Raw genomic sequence first — 18,335 nt, 5'->3', positions numbered from 1 at the left:
CAACTCCTTCGCATCATGACGTTCCGCAAGCTACTGATCGCCAATCGCGGTGAAATCGCCATCCGCATCGCACGCGCCGCCGCGGGCGCGGGGCTGGAGAGCGTCGCCCTGTACAGCGAAGACGACCGCGACGCCCTCCACGTGCGCAAGGCCGACGGCGCCGTTGCGCTGCCCGGCACCGGTCCGCGCGCCTATCTCGATATCGCGCAAGTGGTGGCCGCGGCCACCCGCAGCGGCTGCGACCTGGTCCACCCCGGCTACGGCTTGCTGTCCGAGAACGCGGAATTCGCCCAGGCCTGCCTGGATGCCGGCCTCACCTTCGTGGGCCCCGCCCCCGATGTGCTGCGCCTGTTCGGCGACAAGGCACGGGCGCGCGCGTTGGCGCGCGAGTGCAATGTGCCCGTGGTGCCGGGCTCCACCGGCCCAACCACRCTGGCAGCCGCGCACGCGTTCTTCGCGTCGCTGCATGCGCCAGGCGCCGATGTCGGCATGATGATCAAGGCGCTGGCCGGCGGCGGTGGCCGCGGCATGCGCGCGGTGCACGCCGCGGCGGACATCGACGAGGCTTATGCCCGCTGCGTGTCCGAAGCCACGGCCGCGTTCGGCAACGGCGCCGTATATGTCGAGCGCATCGTGCACGCGCCCCGCCATATCGAGATCCAGGTGGTGGCGGATGCCGCAGGCGGCGTGATCGCACTGGGCGAGCGCGAATGCAGCCTGCAGCGGCGCCACCAGAAGCTGGTGGAGATGGCGCCCAGCCCGTCGCTGGACGATGCCATGCGCGCGCGGCTGGCGCAGGCCGCGGTGACGCTGGCGCGCGCCAGCGCTTATCGTGGCATCGGCACGTTTGAATTCCTGGTGGGCGCGGACGGCGGGTTCTGGTTCATGGAGGCCAACCCGCGCCTCCAGGTGGAGCACACCGTCACCGAGGTGGTGACGGGCGTGGACCTGGTCCAGGCGCAGCTGGCCATCGCCGCCGGGAAGACGCTGGCCCAGCTTGGACTGGCGCAGCCGCCCGCGCCGCGCGGCATCGCGGTGCAGTTGCGCATCAACGCCGAGCACCTCGACGCACAGGGCCAGTTGCGCCCCGCCAGCGGCCGCATCGACGCCTACGAGCCGCCCAGCGGCCCCGGCGTGCGCGTGGACGGCGCCGGTCATGCGGGCATGACGGTCAACCCGCGCTTCGACTCGCTGCTGGCCAAGCTGATCGTGCATGAACCTGGCGGCGACTACCAGCGCGCGCTGTCCCATGCCTATCGCGCCCTGTGCGAATTCCGTATCGAAGGCATCGACACCAACCGCAGGCTGCTGCAGGACCTGCTGCTGCGCGAGGATGTGCGGCGCAATAACGTCCACACCCAATACCTTGATGCCGCGCTACCGGCGATGGCCGCACAGTTGCGGGACGGCGACCAGGCCCATCCGGCGCTGCACGCGACAGGCGCAACCGCGAACGTCCAGGCGTCGGGCTCCGCGCAACTGGACGACCTGCCGGACGATGCCGAACTCGTCACCGCGCCCATGGACGGCGCGCTGGCCGCGGTGCAGGTGTGCCCCGGCGACATCGTGCGGCGCGGGCAATCGCTCGCCATCATCGAAGCCATGAAGATGGAACATCCACTGGAAGCGCCGGTGGCGGGAGAAGTCCTGCGCGTGCTGGCCGCGGCCGGCGATGTGCTGCGCACCGGCGCGCCGGTGATCGCGCTGTCCGCGCACGACGGCAGCCACCATGCGATGGATGCGGGCGCCACCGTGGATCCGGCCCATATCCGCGCCGACCTGCGCGACGCCCTGGCGCGCCAGGCACTCACGCAGGACGCGGCGCGCGCGCAGGCGGTGGACAAGCGCCATCGCCAGGGCGGACGCACCGCGCGGGAAAACATCGCGCAACTGTGCGATGCCAACTCATTCATCGAATACGGCGCGCTCGCCATTGCCGCCCAGCGCCAGCGCCGCAGCGTCGAAGACCTGGAACGCGCAACGCCGGCCGACGGCATCGTCACCGGCATCGGCACCGTCAATGCCGGAAGTTTCCCCACAGCCGACGCGCGCTGCATGGTGCTGGCCTACGACTACACAGTGCTGGCCGGCACGCAGGGCTTCTACGGCCACAAGAAGCTGGACCGCATGCTGGCGCTGGCGCGCCAGTGGCGCCTGCCGGTGGTGCTGTTCGCCGAGGGCGGCGGCGGCCGGCCCGGCGATACCGACATACCCTTGGTGGCCGGACTGGACTGCACGTCCTTCATCCAGTTCGCGCGGCTATCCGGACAGGTACCGCTGGTGGGCATCGTCTCCGGCCGCTGCTTTGCAGGGAATGCCGCGCTGCTGGGCTGCGCCGACGTCATCATCGCCACCCGCAGCGCCACCATCGGCATGGGCGGCCCGGCCATGATCGAAGGCGGCGGCCTGGGCGTATTCGCGCCCGAGGAAGTTGGCCCCGTGAGCGTGCAAGCGCCCAACGGCGTGATCGACGTCCTGGTCGACGACGAAACTGCCGCCGTGGACGCGGCACGCCGCTACCTCTCCTACTTCCAGGGCGACCTGCCCGAATGGCAGGCGGGCGACGCCCGCGCGCTGCGCCACCTGATCCCGGAGAACCGGCTGCGCAGCTACGATATGCGCAGCGTGCTCGCCGCGCTCGCCGATCACGATTCCGTGCTGGAGTTGCGCGCCGCCTTTGGCAACGGCATCATCACCGCGCTGCTCCGCATCGAGGGGCGCGCTTTCGGCTGCATCGCCAACAACCCCCGCCACCTGGGCGGCGCCATCGATGCCGCGGCCGCCGACAAGGCCGCGCGCTTCATGCAGTTGTGCGATGCGCATGGATTGCCCATCGTCTCGCTGTGCGACACGCCCGGCTTCATGGTCGGCCCGGAGGCCGAGAAGACCGCCACGGTGCGCCACGTCTCGCGGCTCTTCGTCACCGCCGGTGCGCTGCGCGTGCCCTTCTTTACCGTGGTGCTGCGCAAGGGCTATGGCCTGGGGGCGCAGGCCATGGCCGGCGGCAGTTTCTCCGCGCCCTTCTTCACCGCGGCGTGGCCCAGCGGCGAATTCGGCGCGATGGGCATCGAGGGATCGATCCGGCTGGGCTTTCGCAAGGAACTGGAAGCCGTGGCCGACCCGGCCGAACGCGAAGCGCTGTTTGCGCGTATGGTGGAAGCGGCCTACCAGCGCGGGCGCGCCCTTAACATGGCGAGTCACCTGGAGATCGATGCGGTCATCGACCCCGCCGACACCCGGCACTGGCTGCTGCGCGGGCTGGCCTCGGTACCGCCGCTGGACGAAACGCGCCGCGCCGAATCGCGCCGCTTCATCGACACGTGGTAATGCCCACAGGAGAGAGACAAGCCATGCCCCACGACTTGAAGCACGCAGCGGGCGCCGCCGCCCGGATCGCTACGCGCGCGGCAGGTGTGCTCATGCGCTGCGCGGCCGCCGCCGCGTTCGCGCTCGCCGCGGGCCTGCCCCTGCAGGCACAGGCGCAAGCCCCGGCCCAGGCCCAGGCCACCAGCGCGCCGCCCATCAAGGTCGCCTTCATCGACCAGCTATCCGGGCCGCTGGCCAATGTCGGGCAGATCTTCCAGGCCAACCTGAAGTTCGCGCTCGACGACGCCAATGCCCAGGGCGGCGTGCTGGGGCGCAACTACGAGTTGCTCAGCTACGACAACAAGCTCTCTCCGCAGGAAAGCCTGACGGCACTGCAAAGCGCGATCGATGCCGGCGTCCGCGTGGTATTCACCGGCGCCTCCGGCTCGCCGGTGGTGACCGCGCTGGTGGAGGCCGCCAACCGGAACAACGAGCGCAACCCCGCGCAGCGCATCCTGATCATCAACTACGCCTCGCTCGACCCCGACCTGACGGGCGCGCGCTGCAGCTTCTGGCATTTCGCCACCGAGGCCAACACGGCGATGAAGATGCGCGCGCTGGCCAATTTCGCGCGCGAGCAAAAAAGCATGCACAAGGTGTACCTGCTCAACCAGGATTACACCCAGGGCCGCATCTGGGCCGCGCTGGGCCGGCAGATGATCGCCGGCGCTCGGCCCGATGTGCAGTTCGTCGGCGAGGCGCTGCACCCGCTGGCCAGGGTCAAGGACTTCGCGCCGTATGTCAGCAGGATCAAGGAAAGCGGCGCCGATACCGTGGTCACGGGAAACTGGGGCCAGGACTTGAGCCTGCTGATCAAGGCCGCGGGCGACGCCGGCTATGAGCTGAACTACCTGAACCACAGCGGGGGCGGCGCGCCCGGCACGGTGCTGGCCGTGTCGCAGGCGAAGAACGCGCACCTGACGTGGGTGGCCGAATACCTGCCCAACAGCGACGATCCGGTGCTGGCGGCGCTGGCAGCCCGGGTGAAGCAGACGCCGGCCGGCGAATACTTCGCCCCGCGCGTACTGATCTCCGTGCAAATGCTGAGCGAGGCGATCCGCCGCGCGAAATCCGACGATCCCACCAGTGTTGCATTTGCGCTCGAAGGCATGCAATACCAGTCGCCCGTGGGAGATGTGCTGATGCGCAAGGGCGATCACCAGTTGCTGTTGCCGCAGGTTGTGTCGACGATTGCACCGGTGGACGGCAAGTCTGTCAAGGTGGGCGTGGAAGGCACGCAATACGGCTTCCGCCTCGACGGCGTGACGGCGGGGCGGGACCTGAACCTGCCGTCGGCCTGCCGGATGAAGCGCCCGGCGGGCGCCTAGTGCGCCGATTCCGGTCTTCGTGACATCGGCGACGTCACGGCATCAGGGCTTGGCGCCGGTCACAGGACCGGCCGCCGCGGGCGCGGACGGCGTATCAGGTGCGCCCCCGGCACGTACCGCCCCCATCGCAGCGCCAACCGTGGCACCGCTCTCGCCGGCGGTCTGCACATCGCCACCGCTGGCCGGCGGCGCCAACTGGCGCAAGGCGGCGTCACGCTCGTCGCGCGGCAGGTCTCCAATGCGCCGCGCCGCGGCATAGAAAGCGGTCCAGTCGCCGCCGCTCTGCGCCAGCAGCGCCGTGAAGGCCGGCACCCATTGCTGGTAGGTCGCCACGGCGGCCAGTTGCGCATTGGTCAGCGGGCGCTCGAACCAGCGGTCGTAGCCGGTGTAGCCGCCCCACTCCTCCTTGAGCTGCGCATAGCGCGCGCGCAGGCCGGCGAAGATTTCCGCCTTGCCGGCGCGCTTGACCTCGTCGGGCACGGGCGAGCGATAGAGCGCGTCCAGCCGGTCCCGCGTGTCCAGCAGCATGGCGCGGAATTGCTGGCGGCGCATGTCGTACTGGAGATAGCTGGCGCGGGCATCGGGAGATGCCGCCAACGCCAACCAGCGCTCCACGCCGGCCGTTTCCACTGCGGTGGCAAAGGACTCGTTGAAGGTGGTGTCGTTGCGCACATAGACCACCTGGTGCGCCAGTTCGTGGAAGATCAGCCTGGCCAGCTCGCCTTCCGGCTGGTAGACGAAGGTGTTGAGCAACGGGTCGTCAAAGTAACCCAGCGTCGAATAGGCCGGAATGCCGGCGACGTAGGGCTCGAGCCCCTGCTTGCGCAGCCCTTCCGCATAGCTGTCCGCATCGGACTGGGCGTAGTAGCCGCGATAGCTGATGCAGCCCACCACCAGGAAGCACCACTTGTGCAGTTCCATCGACAGCTCGGGGGTAGCGAACACGCTCCACACCGCATACTGCCGATGCAGGTTGGCGTAGCGCCGGTAGCTGCCGTTATCGGGCAGCTTCAGCTCGTGCGAGGCGAAATCGCGGATGCTGCCGGCCTGCGCCAAGCGCTGTGCCAGCCGCGTATCCTTGGCTTCCTGCGCCGCGGCGATGGCATCCGGCAATGGCCGGGCTTCCGCCATCACGCCGAAGTGGCCGCCGATGGACTGCGCGTAATAGCCAATCGTGTCGCAGCCGGCCAGCAACGCGGCAAGCCCCAGCGTAGCCAGGGCCTGTAGCGCGCGTGCCGGCCGCCGGATCATGATGCCAGTGCGGACGCCGCCGGTTCCGCCTGCGCCATCCTGGCGGGCGCTGCTGCTTCTACCTGCACCAGGCAATCGTAGAACACCGGAGCACGGCCCAGGTCGGTCAGCCGCTGGCTGGTCAGCTCGTTGGCGTTCTTGCCGTCCGGCGCCAGCTTTTTCCACCAGATCGACAGCCCCACCACCAGCCCGCGCCGCGCGCGGTCTGTCACGCGGGCCCGCGCCATCATGCTGCCCCGGTCGTTAAAGGCGCGCACCATGCCGCCGTTGACGATGCCTCGGGGCGCTGCATCCTCGGGATGGATATCCAGGTGCGGCTCGCCCTCGGTTGCGCGCAGGCTGTCGACATTGACGAAAGTACTGTTGAGGAAGTTACGCGCGGGCGGCGAGATCATCGCCAGCGGATAGCGCGCCGCCAGTTCCGGCGCGGAGGCGGGCGTCTCGTAGGGCGGCACATAGCCGGGCAAGGGATCGAGGCCGTCGCGGCGCATGGCCTCCGAGTAAAACTCGCACTTGCCCGATGCCGTGAAGAAGCCGCCTTCGGCCAGCGGCGCCGCCGGCAGGTTGAGCTTCTGCCAGCCCTGCGCCTTGAGGGATTCCCAGCTGATGCCGGCGGCGCGCGGGTCGGTCGCCACGATGGCCTGGGCGGCAATGTCTTCGTCGCTGTCGGCAAAGCACGGCTCGTCAAAGCCCATGCGCTGCGCCAGCCGGCGGAAGATCTCGGTATTGGGGAGCGCCTCGCCCAACGGAGCGATGGCCTGGTTGTTGGCGAGGAAGTACGTATGCCCGTAGGCTTTGTGCACGTCCACATGCTCGAGCTGGGTGGTGGCCGGCAGCAGGATATCGGCATAGTCCGCGGTATCGGTGCGGAACTGCTCCAGCACCACGGTGAACAGGTCTTCCCGCGCGAAGCCTTCCGCCACTTTGGTCGACTGCGGCGCCACCGCCACCGGGTTGCTGTTGTAGACCACCAGCGCCTCGATCCTGGGTCCGCTCTCGCCGCCGGCGTCCAGCAGCGCATCGCCGATGGTGCTCATATTGACCGTGCGCGGCAACGCCGGCAGGTCCGGCAGCAGGTCCGGCCGTTGCAGTGCCGCGTTGTCCACCGGGAAGAAGCCCGAAGTGGACAGTTGCAGGCCGCCGGCCGCATGGCGCCACGCCCCCACCAGCGACGGCAGGCAGGCGACAGCGCGCACCGCCTGGCCGCCGCCGTGGGAGCGCTGCATGCCATAGTTCAGCCGGATCACCACCGGCTGGCGCTCGCGCACCGCCAGTTGCCCGTAGAGGCCGGCCAGCCACTCGATGTCCTCGGGGTCGATGCCGCACAGCTTGGCCGCATGCGCCGGCGTATAGGCCCGCACACGCTCGCGCAGTGCCTCGAACCCCACCGTGTGGCTGTCGATGTACTCGTGATCGAGCAGATCGTCGCGCATCAGCACATGCATGATCGCCAGCGCCAGCGCGCCGTCCGTGCCGGGCATGAGGGCGATATGGCGATGGCATTTTTCGGCGGTCAGCGACCGGTACGGGTCAATCGCCACCAGCGTGGCGCCGCGCCGCTTGGCTTCCTGCACGCGTGTCCAGAAGTGCAGGTTGGAGGCAATCGGGTTGCCGCCCCAGATGATGATGAGCCTGGCGTCGGGAACATGCTCGATGTCCATGCCGATACTCGCGCCGTAGGTATAGCGCAGCGCGGTTGCACCGGCACTGGCACAGATGGTGCGGTCGAGCAGCGAGGCGCCCAGCTTGTGGAAGAAACGCGCCGCCATGCTCTCGCCCTGCACCAGGCCCATGGTGCCGGCATAGCTATACGGCACGATCGCCTGCGGATCCCGCCCGGCGATGGCCGACAGGCGGGTAGCCACGGTGTCCAGCGCCTCGTCCCAGGAAATCGGCACGAACTTGCCTTCGCCCTTGGGGCCGACCCGCTTCATCGGTGTCAGCAGGCGGTCGGGATGGTAGGTGCGGTCCGTATAGCGCGACACCTTGGTGCAAAGCACGCCCTGGGTGCCAGGGTGGTCCGGATCACCCGCCACCTTGGTGGCGCGGCCGTCCTCGACGGTGACCAGCAAGGCACAGGTATCGGGACAATCGTGCGGACAGGCGGCACGGACGATGCGGGAGGCCATGGAATCTCCTGGCAAACGATTGGGGACGGGCGGCATGGCCGGGATCGGGGGGCGGCTGGACGGCCAGGCACGCGAGGCGGGCATGCCGGGCATCCTGGCGGCCTCGCGTGTTGTACGCCGGCGTCGTCCCGACGGGCGCCGCTGGGGAAATTGTTAGGCTCCGATTGTATTCGATTATGATAGCCCGACGCTGCGCCAGCAGATGGCGACAGGGCAGCGCCGGCACAGACCGGCAAGGCATTCACGGGTAAAGAAAACACCGTCTTTCACGGGGAAACCATGCAAGTGCATTCTGGGGTCAGGGGCTGGCGCATTGCCGGCCTGCTGGTGGCGTGCGCCATCGGCTCGTCATTCATTGCCAGTGCCAACGCCGAAAGCGGCGTCAGCGCCGACACCGTCCTGCTGGGCCAGTCGGCCGCGCTCACCGGGCCGACCGCCATGCTCGGCAAGCAGCTGAATGCCGGCGCGCGGCTTTACTTCGACTACGTCAACCAGCAGGGCGGGATCTACGGCCGCAAGATCGAACTCAAGGTCCTCGACGACTTCAACGAGCCGGAATCCGCCGCCAAGAACACGCGCGCGCTGATCGACGACGACCATGTCTTCGCGCTGTTCGGCTACGTGGGCACCGAGACCGGCGAGGCCTCGCTGCCACTGGCAACCCAGGCCCGGGTGCCGTTCTTCGCCCCCTACAGCGGCGCCCAGTCGCTGCGCGAACCATTCAACCGCTACGCCTTCCACGTGCGTGCGGGCTTCAACGAAGAGGCCGCGGCCATCCTGCGCCAGATCCGCGTGACCGGCCTCAAGCGGGTGGCGGTGGTGTACAACGAGGATGCCTACGGCAAGGCAGGCCTGGGAGCACTCGAACGCGCGCTCAAGGCGGCGCCCGACAGCGGCGTGCAGATCGTCGCGCGCGAGGGCGTGGTGCGCAATACCGTGGAAATCGGCGACGCCATGCAAGGCTCGATGAAATCCAAGCCCGACGCGGTGGTGATGATCAACGCATACCGGACCACGGGCGCCTTCGTCAAGGAAGCCCTGCGCCGCGGCTTCAATGGCCAGTTCTATAACGTCTCGTTTGTCGGCACCCAGGCGCTGGCCAAGGAAGTCGGCCCCAAGGGCAGTGGCGTGATCATTTCGCAGGTCATGCCCCATCCCGGCAATGCCACGCTGCCGGTGGTGCGCGAATACCTGCGCCTGCTGCAGGCGGCCGGCAAGCCCAACGAGTTCGACTACGCCAGCATCGAAGGCTTTATTGCCGCCAAGGCCTTCGCCGAAGGCCTGCGCCGGGCCGGCAAAGACCTGACCCGCGAAAAGCTGATCACAGCACTGGAAGGCATGAAGAGCCTCGACCTGGGCGGCTACATCATCAACTTCAGCCCCGACAGCCACATCGGCTCGAAATTTGTCGAGATGACCATCATCAACTCAAGGGGGCAGGTGATTCGCTGACGTAAAGGCGTCCCACGCCAAATGTGGGCGCTCTTTTGCCCACCTTTTTGCCAGGACAGAAACCAAGACGGAAAAGCAGGCCACCACCTCCCCGGAGGGGAGGTGAAACTGACGTTGACGTCAGGCAGTCAAGCCCGATCCTCCCTACGCCATATCATTCAAATGGCAAGCCGAAAAGCGCATCGGCGCAATCTCCTTGAGCAACGGCTGCTCCTCCCGGCAACGCGGCATCGCATGCGGGCAACGCGGATGGAAATGACACCCAGGCGGCGGATGCAACGGTGACGGAATCTCCCCCTTGATCGCCACAAACGTCTTCTTGCCAACCTCCAGCTTGGGAGCCTCCGCCAGCAGCGCCTGCGTATAAGGATGATTCGGACTGGCAAACACATCCTCCGCCGGCGCCGACTCCACCACCCGCCCCAGGTACATGATCACCACGCGATCGCTGATGTGCTTCACCACGCCGAGATCGTGGCTGATGAAGAGATAGGTCAGGTTCAGCTCCTGCCGCAAGCGCATGAAGAGATTCAGCACCTGGGCCTGGATCGACACATCGAGTGCAGCCACCGACTCATCGCACACCAGGAATTCCGGCTTGACCGCCAGCGCCCGCGCGATGCCGATCCGCGCACGCTGCCCGCCCGAGAACTGGTGAGGAAAGCGGCGCAGCACGGTGGGGTCCATGCCCACCCGCACCAGCATGTCCTCCACATAACGTTTCTGCTCGCCGCGCGGCACCATGCCGTGCACCACCGGCGCCTCGCCGACGATGTCCATCACGCGCAGGCGCGGATTCAGCGAGGCATAGGGATCCTGGAAGATCATCTGGATCGCCAGTTGCTTCTCTCGTTTCTTCTCGGGCGGCAGGCGGTCCAGATCGACCCCCTTCCAGTACCGCGAACCTTCCGTCAGCGAATGCAGGCCCACGGCCATGCGGCCCAGCGTGGACTTGCCGCAACCGGACTCGCCGACCAGGCCGACCACCTCGCCGGCGCGAATGGCCAGGTCGACGCGGTCCACGGCATGCACCACTTCTTCCTGCGCGCCGGCGCCGAACACATTGGCGATCTTGGCTGCGGTGTCGAGCGATTTGACGAATCGCTTGGATACGCCTTTCAGCTCGAGAATCGGTGCGCTGGGCGTGGGTTCTGCAACGGGTTCGGACGTCATGGCAGCGAGTGCGGGATCAACAACGGTGGCGCTCATGCGGCCTCCTGCTCTGCAAGGACCGGATGAAAGCAGCGCAGGCGACGTCCGTCCGCAGCAGTATCCAGCGGTGGTGTCGTCTTGCACACATCGGTAGCATAGGCACAACGTTCGCGAAAAGCACAGCCAGCCGGCAGGTTCAGCAGCGACGGCGTCATGCCAGGAATCTGGCGCAGCGGCGCGCCGCGCGGATTGCGCGAAGGCGCGGAGCTGATCAGGCCATGGGTATAGGGATGCTGGGGCCGCTCGAGCACCTGGCGCACGTCGCCGGCTTCGACAATCTTGCCGGCATACATTACGCAAACGGAGTCGGCCAGGCCGGCCACCACGGACAGGTCGTGGGTGATCCAGATCAGCGCGGTGCCGGATTCGCGGCACAGCTTCTGCATCTCGTAGAGAATCTGGCCCTGGATGGTTACGTCCAGCGCGGTGGTGGGCTCGTCGGCGATGATCAGGTCGGGCTTGTTCAACAGGGCGATGGCAATCGCCACGCGCTGGCGCATGCCGCCGGAGAACTGGTGAGGATAGGCGCGCAAGCGCTCGTCCGGCGAGGGAATGCCGACGCGGGCCAACGCGTTGCGGGCACGCTCGCGCGCCACCGCCTTGTCGACCTTCTCATGCGCCAGCACCGCTTCGATCATCTGCGTATCGATGCGCAGGACCGGGTTCAGCGTCATCATCGGATCCTGGAAGATCATCGCGATGCGGTTGCCGCGCACGTCGCGCATCTGCGCCGGCGTGAGGTTGCGCAGGTCGCGCGTGACGCCATCCCGGCTGGTCAGCTCGATACGGCCGTCCACCACTTTGCCGGGCGGATCGATCAGGCCCATGATCGAGTAACCGGTCATCGACTTGCCCGAGCCGGACTCGCCCACCAGGCCCATGATCTCGCCGCGGCCGACCGAGAACGAAACGTCGTCGACGGCGCGCGCGACACCGCCACGCGTAAAGAACTGGGTCTTGAGACCTTCTACCACTAGGGTCGGTTTGCTCATGTTCGCTCCTGTCGTGCTGCGTTACTGCGTTTGCAGGCGCGGATTGAGTACGTCACGCAGCTGGTCGGCGACCAGGTTCATGGCCACGATGGTGACCACCAGCGCAATACCCGGGAAGAAGCTGATCCAGTACTTGCCGGACAACATGTATTGCTGGCCGTTGGCGATCAGCGAGCCCAGCGACGGCTCGGTAATGGGCACGCCCAGGCCGAGGAAGGACAACGTGGCTTCCAGCGTGATCGCCGATGCCACCTGCAGCGCAGCGATCACGATCAGCGGCGGCAGGCAATTGGGCAGCAGGTGGCGGAACATGATCCGCGCTGGCGACAGCCCGAGGCAGGTGGCGGCTTCGATATATTCCTTGCGCCGCTCGACCAGCGCCGCGCTGCGCGTGGTGCGCGCGTAATAAGCCCACTGCACAGCCACCAGCGCGATCACGATATTGCCGATGCCCGGACGCAGGAAAGCCAGCAGGATCAGCGCCAGCAGGATGGGCGGGAACGACAGCTGCAGGTCGGCCACGCGCATGATGATGGCCTCGACCCGGCCGCCGAGGAAGCCGGCGATCARGCCCAGCGTGGCGCCCAGCAGCAGCGCGATCACCGTACTGACAACGCCTACGCCGATGCTGATGCGCAGGCCGTACATCACGGCGGAGAGAATATCCCGGCCCTGCTCGTCCGAGCCAAGCAGGAAGGTCATGCCGTCGTCGGACTTCTCGCCAGGGGCCATGCGCGAGTCGAGCACATTCAGTGTGGCGAGGTCATAAGGGTTCTGCGGCGACAGCCATGGCGCGAGCAGCGCGATCAGCACGATGGCGATCAGCAGGACCAGGCCGGTCACCGCGATCTTGCTGGAGAAGAACTGGCTGGCGAAGCGCCGCAGCGGGGTCTGTTCGGCTAGCGGCAGCGGTGCCGCCGCGGATTCGGTTTCGATTGCGGTTGTCATGAGCTCAGCCCTTGTTGTCGGCGATACGCACGCGCGGATCGAGCACGCTGTAGATGATGTCCACCAGCAGGTTGATCAGGATGAACAGCGTCACGATCACCATCAGGTAGGCCACGATGACCGGGCGGTCGAGCAACTGGATGGAATCGATGATCAGCTTGCCCATGCCGGGCCACGCGAAGATCGATTCGGTCACGATGGCAAAGGCGATGATCGAGCCGAACTGCAGGGCAATCACCGTGACGATGGGGATCATGATGTTCTTGAGCACATGCACGCCCACGATGCGCGAGTTGGACAGGCCCTTGGCCCGCGCGAACTTGACGTAGTCCTGCATCATCGCCTCCTGCGTGCCGGCGCGCGTGAGCCGGATCACCATGGCGATATTGAGCAGCGACAGCGTCACCGCCGGCAGCAGCAGGTGGCGCAAACCGTCCATCGTGAGGAAGCTGACGGGGATGCCAAGCAGCGATGCGGTCTCGCCGCGCCCATTGGACGGCAGCCAGCCCAGTTGCACCGCGAACACCATGATGAGCATCAGCCCGACCCAGAAGGTCGGCAGCGAAAAGCCGAGGATGGAGACACCCATGATGGTCTTGCCGGCTACGCCGCCGGGACGCAGGCCCGCCCACAAGCCGAGCGGAATGCCGAGCAGCACGGCCAGCAGGATGGCGCACACGGCCAGCTCCATGGTGGCCGGCATGCGCTCGAAGATCAGCTTGAGCGCCGGCGTGCCGTGCGCGAAAGAAGTGCCCAGATCGCCGTGCAACGCATTGCGCAGGAAGATCCAGTACTGTTCCCAGAGTGGCTTGTCCAGGCCAAGCGCGGCAATGGTGCGCTTGATGTCCTCCTGGTCGGCCTGAGGATTGATCAGGATATCGACCGGGTTGCCGATGGCAAAGACGCCCAGGAAGACCAGCAAGGACATGACGAAGAGCACAACTACGCTCTGCATCAAGCGTCGAATGATAAAAACCAGCATGTTCGGAAGCTTTCCTTCGCCGATGACAGGCCACGGCGCCTGTGGGCGCCGCCTGGCTGCACCGGCAGTCGGCTCGTGGCTAGGCCCGGCTACCGTCCGGGGATGAATCGTAGGGAAGCGGCCGCACAGACCGCGGATGCTTCCCGCTTATACCTGCGGATGCATTCTTGTCCGGGGGCACGATGTCATGGCCGCGCCCCCGGCGTTTCACTTGTCACTTCACTGCGGCTTGAAATTGTGCGCGTACGTCCGTTCGTCGGTACGAGGCACGTACGTGATGCCCTTCTGGGTAGCCCAGGTCGTCACCTGCTGATGGATCGGGATGATACCGCCATCGTTGATGGCAATCGCGGTAGCTTCCTGCAACAGCTTGGAACGCTCGCCGTCATCCACGGTGGCCAGCGCCTTTTCCAGTACCACGTCCATCTTCGGATTGCAGTACTCACCCCAGTTGGTCGTGCCAAAGCCCTTCTTCGGATCCTCGCAAGCCAGCAGCGCGCGCAGCGGCGAGCTGACTTCGCCGGTTTGCGCGCCCCAGCCCAGCAAGCCGAACGAGAACTCGTGCTTGATGCCCTTGGACGAGTAGGTTGCCATCGGCATGCCCTCCACCTTTGTCGTAATGCCGATGCGGGTCAGGTTCTGCGCAATGGTCTGGGCAATCTTCTCGTCGTTGACGTAGCGATTGTTAGGCGTGTGCAGGGTAATACCGAAGCCGTTCGGATAGCCCGCCTCCGCCAGCAGCTTCTTGGCGCCTTCCGGGTCGTACTTGACCGTCTTCAGGTTGGGGTTGTAGCCGAACAGCGTGGGCGGCACCAGGTTGTTGGTCGGTTCGGACAGGCCTTCCATCAAGCGGTCCTTGATGCCCTGCCGGTTGATGGCCATGCTGATGGCATTGCGCACGCGCGCATCCTTCAGCGGGTTCTTGTCCATCGGCGCACCTTCCTTGGTGGTGACAAAGGGCGACTTGTCTTTCTTGTCATCGGTGTACAGGTAGATCACGCGGTGCGAGATCTTCGAGAAGAACGTCAGCTTGGGATCCTTGCGCACCTGCGGCAGGTCTGGCGTCGGCACGTTCTCGATGGCCTGCACGTCGCCGGACAGCAGCGCCGCCATGCGCGTGGCCGGATTCGGGATGAAGCGCAGCGTCACCTTGTCCCACGCAGGCTTGGGGCCCCAGTAGTCAGGGTTCTTCACCAGGTCCACCCGGTCGTCGCGCGCATAGTTGACGAACTTGAAGGGGCCGGTGCCGATCATGCCCTTGCCCTGCGCGAAGTCGTCCGAGGTCAGGCCCTGCGTCGCCTTCTTCTGCACGATGAAGATCGACGTCAGGTCGTTCAGCATCAGCGGGTACGGTGTGTTGGTGGTGAGCTGGATGGTGTACTTGTCGATCACCTTCTTGTTGATGATCGCCTTGGTGTAGACGTCGAACTTGCCGGGGCTGTTCAGGATGGTGGCCGGGCGCTCGAGCGACCAGATGATGTCCTCGGTGGTGAGCTCGGAGCCATCGTGGAACTTCACGCCCTTGCGGATCTTGAATTCCCAGGTCAGGTTGTTGACCAGCTTCCAGGACTCGGCCAGGCCGGGAATGATCTTGCTGTCCGCGTCCATCTTCACGAGACACTCGAACATGTGCTCGGAGACGTTGATGTTCGAGAACAGGTTATAGAAATGCGGATCCATCGAGGTCGGGGGCGAACTCATGGCCAGCTTGAAATCGACCGCGTGGGCCTGGCTGGCAAAACCGAAGCTCATGGCCGCGGTTACCACCATGGCACCGAATGCCTTCTTGCATGTGCGAAGGGACATCGCGCAACTCTCCCAGGGGAAAAATGGTAGCAAACAACTACTAAGGGCAGCGTTGGCACATCGCGCCGGGCGCCGCATTTTGGTGCGGCTGGATGGGCGATCAGCGGCAACGTTGCCGGGCAGGCACATCAAGCATGAACTGTTCCAGCAGTGGACCCTGCGGGGCAATGCGGGGAAACCCCCGCGCTGTCTTGCCCGCAGTGCATCACGCGCACGCGCGTAATCGCGCACTTGTGGCCTGCCGGGCGCCTGTTTTGGCGCTTTCACGCAAGGCGTCGTATGATCCGGATATCCCTCGCCCAAACTGGCATCATGACACTCATCCCCGAAATTCTTCAGGCGCAAGCCGAGATCCGCACCATCCGACGCGACATCCACGCCCACCCGGAGCTTTGCTTCAAGGAGGAACGGACTTCGGACGTGGTGGCGCAGAACCTCGCCGCCTGGGGCATCGAAGTTCATCGCGGCCTTGGCACCACCGGCCTGGTTGGTGTGATCCGCAATGGCAATAGCGGCCGCAGCATCGGCCTGCGCGCCGATATGGATGCGCTACCGCTGCAGGAGGCCAACACCTTCGGCCACCGCTCGCAGCACGATGGACGCATGCACGCCTGCGGCCACGACGGCCATACGGCGATGCTGCTGGGGGCAGCGCGCTATCTGGCCGAGCACCGGAACTTCGACGGCACCATCAACCTGATTTTCCAGCCGGCCGAGGAAGGCGGCGGCGGCGCCCGCGAAATGATCAAGGACGGCCTGTTCGAGCGCTTTCCCTGCGATGCCGTGTTCGGCATGCACAACTGGCCCGGCATGCCTGCCGGCAGCTTCGGCACCACGGCCGGGCCACTGATGGCGTCGAGCAACGAATTCCGCATCGTCGTGCACGGCAAGGGCGCGCATGCTGCGCTGCCGCACAATGGCAACGATCCCGTTTTCACCGGAACGCAAATTGTCTCGGCGCTGCAAGGCATCATCACGCGCAACAAGCGTCCGATCGATGCCGCGGTGATTTCGGTCACGCAGTTCCATGCCGGCGACGCCACCAATATCGTGCCGGATGAGGCCTGGATCGGCGGCACGGTGCGCACCTTCACCCTGCCTGTGCTTGATCTGATCGAGCGCCGCATGGAAGAAGTCGCGCGGGCTGTGGCAAGCGCRTTCGATTGCACCGTGGATTTCGAGTTTCATCGCAACTACCCACCCACCGTCAACAGCGAGGCGGAAACGGTGTTTGCCGCGGAAGTGGCAAGGGAACTGGTGGGTGCGGACAACGTCGACGACAAGATCGAGCCGACCATGGGCGCCGAGGATTTCTCCTTCATGCTGCTTGAAAAACCGGGGTGCTACCTGTTCATCGGCAATGGTGAAGGCGTGCACCGCGAAGCCGGCCATGGCCTTGGCCCGTGCATGCTGCACAACCCGAGCTATGACTTCAACGACGAGATCCTGCCTGTTGGCTCGACCTTCTTCGTAAAGCTGGTGGAAAAGTGGCTGGCTCCTGCCTGAGTACGCAGATCAGCGCCGCGCCGGCCTGCAACGCCGGCGCGGAGTCATGACGTTGAAAGGGTATCAGTCCAGCGCGATGTCGCCGTACCAGCTTTCAGCGCGGCTCTTGGTATTGTCGGTATCGGTCATGAGCCCGATCGCCACTACCTTCCCCGGATCGGTCCCGAAGGCCTTGCGGTAGTCGGCGCGCAAGTCGCGCCGATGGCAACGCCATTCGTTGGTGTGGCGGGTACCGGAATCCACCACGATCATGCGCACGCGCTCGGTGTGCGGGTTCGACAGCACGGAGCCTTCCGGCTTGCGCCCTCCCCAAATGTACATGAGCGTGGCATAGGGCATCTCACGCCCTGTCGTCAGCCGCGCCATCTCGTACATCAGTTGATCCTTGAGCGAGAGACTGCCCTTGTCGCCATCGAACGCGACGAAGATGCGCAGCGGCGAGTCCTCGCGCGGGGCCTGGCTATTGTCGGCACTGCGGATTACGTCGCGCGTCTTCCACGTCCAGTTCAGCATGCCCGGCTCGCGCCCCACCAACGGCACATACAGGCCCGAGGCCGAACTGTCGGCTTCTGCATGTAACACCATGCGTCGGTCGACTTCGGTCAAGGTATAACGGGTGGGAAGCTTGTTTCGGTTGACGGTCCAGGGCTGCCAGCCTGCTGGCTTGCTAAGCCCATAGGGAGCCGCCGAAAACAACGGCAGCCCCTTTAGTGTAGGGTGTTCTTCCACCTCGCTGCCATGGTCGACTTCGGCGTGTTCCTCGCTCGACGAAGCGAGGTCCCGAGCCGGCGGCCCGGGTGGAACCAGCGTGTCCGTCGGCACGGCATGCCTGAGTTGATCGATATGCGTGGCAAAGCTGCCGCAATCGATCGCCGAGGCGGCAGCCATGGCCCCAGGGCCCGATTGCACGACCGGCGCACGCTCGGTGGACGCCGTTTCCAGTGTGCCGCAACCCGCCAAAGTAAGCGCACCTACCACGCCGGTCAGTGCCGACAGGCAAAATCTGGCCGCCATTGATCCCCCGCCTGGATGCCACTGCCGGCGGTGCGCTATCGCGCTCGCCGGCATCGGATCTTTGAAATCTTTCGAACTGCGTCGATGCATCGAACTGCGTCACGGGGGACTGTGCCCTCGCTTGGGGCTACGGTAACAGAACGATATGGGGGAAGGAAGGCTCCAGTACCCTGATTGGGGGACTTCTGCGACAACGTTGACGCCGCCGCAAAAGCAAAACCCCCCAGTACTTTCGTACTGGGGGGTTTCAAGGGAGAGCCTGGCGATTACCTACTTTCACACGGGTATCCGCACTATCATCGGCGTGGAGTCGTTTCACGGTCCTGTTCGGGATGGGAAGGGGTGGTTC

General features: G+C 65.8%; 12 protein-coding genes and 1 rRNA gene. 4 read left to right on the top strand and 9 right to left on the bottom strand.

Going from position 1 to position 18,335, the window contains the following annotated elements; genetic code table 11:
• Window positions 1-15: 15 nt before the first annotated feature.
• Together AC1DT6_RS10295 and AC1DT6_RS10290 are read left to right on the top strand one after the other, a co-directional pair.
• The gene (locus AC1DT6_RS10295) at window positions 16-3,327 is read left to right on the top strand and encodes a carboxyl transferase domain-containing protein (RefSeq protein WP_477102586.1); all 3,312 of its coding nucleotides are present in this window, start codon (window positions 16-18) and stop codon (window positions 3,325-3,327) included.
• A gap of 92 nt (window positions 3,328-3,419) precedes the next feature.
• Entirely contained in the window at window positions 3,420-4,694 is a 1,275-nt protein-coding gene (locus AC1DT6_RS10290; RefSeq protein WP_441625690.1) for a branched-chain amino acid ABC transporter substrate-binding protein, read from the top strand.
• A gap of 42 nt (window positions 4,695-4,736) precedes the next feature.
• Here the strand turns inward: AC1DT6_RS10290 and AC1DT6_RS10285 are convergent, their stop codons facing one another.
• Window positions 4,737-5,945: an aminopeptidase gene (locus AC1DT6_RS10285; protein WP_441625671.1), complete on the bottom strand. Its 1,209-nt coding sequence runs from the start codon at window positions 5,943-5,945 to the stop codon at window positions 4,737-4,739.
• Window positions 5,942-8,074, bottom strand: coding sequence for a molybdopterin-containing oxidoreductase family protein (locus tag AC1DT6_RS10280; protein WP_441625673.1), 2,133 nt, complete (start codon window positions 8,072-8,074; stop codon window positions 5,942-5,944). Before AC1DT6_RS10280 ends, AC1DT6_RS10285 begins: the two co-directional genes overlap by 4 nt.
• 279 nt (window positions 8,075-8,353) lie before the next feature.
• Between AC1DT6_RS10280 and AC1DT6_RS10275 the strand changes: the two genes are divergently transcribed.
• Window positions 8,354-9,526 (top strand): ABC transporter substrate-binding protein, encoded by a 1,173-nt coding sequence (locus AC1DT6_RS10275; RefSeq protein ID WP_441625675.1) that lies wholly within the window; start codon window positions 8,354-8,356, stop codon window positions 9,524-9,526.
• 144 nt (window positions 9,527-9,670) lie between these two features.
• On the opposite strand, the gene AC1DT6_RS10270 is transcribed toward AC1DT6_RS10275, so the two are convergent.
• From AC1DT6_RS10270 to AC1DT6_RS10250, 5 genes are all read right to left on the bottom strand, one after another.
• Complete coding sequence (locus tag AC1DT6_RS10270) at window positions 9,671-10,735, bottom strand: ABC transporter ATP-binding protein (protein ID WP_035875649.1); 1,065 nt, start codon at window positions 10,733-10,735, stop codon at window positions 9,671-9,673.
• Entirely contained in the window at window positions 10,732-11,730 is a 999-nt protein-coding gene (locus AC1DT6_RS10265) for an ABC transporter ATP-binding protein (RefSeq protein ID WP_035875651.1), read from the bottom strand. Before AC1DT6_RS10265 ends, AC1DT6_RS10270 begins: the two co-directional genes overlap by 4 nt.
• Window positions 11,731-11,751: 21 nt before the next feature.
• Window positions 11,752-12,678, bottom strand: a complete 927-nt coding sequence (locus AC1DT6_RS10260) for an ABC transporter permease (RefSeq protein WP_441625679.1) — start codon at window positions 12,676-12,678, stop codon at window positions 11,752-11,754.
• A 4-nt stretch (window positions 12,679-12,682) separates the two neighbouring features.
• Window positions 12,683-13,660 carry an ABC transporter permease gene (locus AC1DT6_RS10255; RefSeq protein ID WP_045237205.1) on the bottom strand — a complete coding sequence of 326 codons (978 nt, stop codon included), beginning with the start codon at window positions 13,658-13,660 and terminating at the stop codon, window positions 12,683-12,685.
• Window positions 13,661-13,879: 219 nt separating this feature from the next.
• Window positions 13,880-15,466, bottom strand: a complete 1,587-nt coding sequence (locus tag AC1DT6_RS10250; RefSeq protein ID WP_441625681.1) for an ABC transporter substrate-binding protein — start codon at window positions 15,464-15,466, stop codon at window positions 13,880-13,882.
• Between the two features lie 312 nt (window positions 15,467-15,778).
• On the opposite strand from AC1DT6_RS10250, the gene AC1DT6_RS10245 reads away from it, so the two are divergent.
• Window positions 15,779-16,972: a M20 aminoacylase family protein gene (locus AC1DT6_RS10245; RefSeq protein ID WP_441625683.1), complete on the top strand. Its 1,194-nt coding sequence runs from the start codon at window positions 15,779-15,781 to the stop codon at window positions 16,970-16,972.
• A gap of 63 nt (window positions 16,973-17,035) precedes the next feature.
• Here the strand turns inward: AC1DT6_RS10245 and AC1DT6_RS10240 are convergent, their stop codons facing one another.
• Together AC1DT6_RS10240 and rrf are read right to left on the bottom strand one after the other, a co-directional pair.
• Window positions 17,036-17,986, bottom strand: a complete 951-nt coding sequence (locus AC1DT6_RS10240; RefSeq protein WP_441625685.1) for a DUF3047 domain-containing protein — start codon at window positions 17,984-17,986, stop codon at window positions 17,036-17,038.
• 257 nt (window positions 17,987-18,243) lie between these two features.
• Window positions 18,244-18,335, bottom strand: a 5S ribosomal RNA gene (rrf, locus tag AC1DT6_RS10235); the annotation flags it as partial.

It is taken from the genome of Cupriavidus sp. 01L45, from assembly GCF_056399885.1.
Note: the sequence above shows the minus strand (reverse complement) of the source record. Positions and strands in the feature narration are given on the sequence as shown.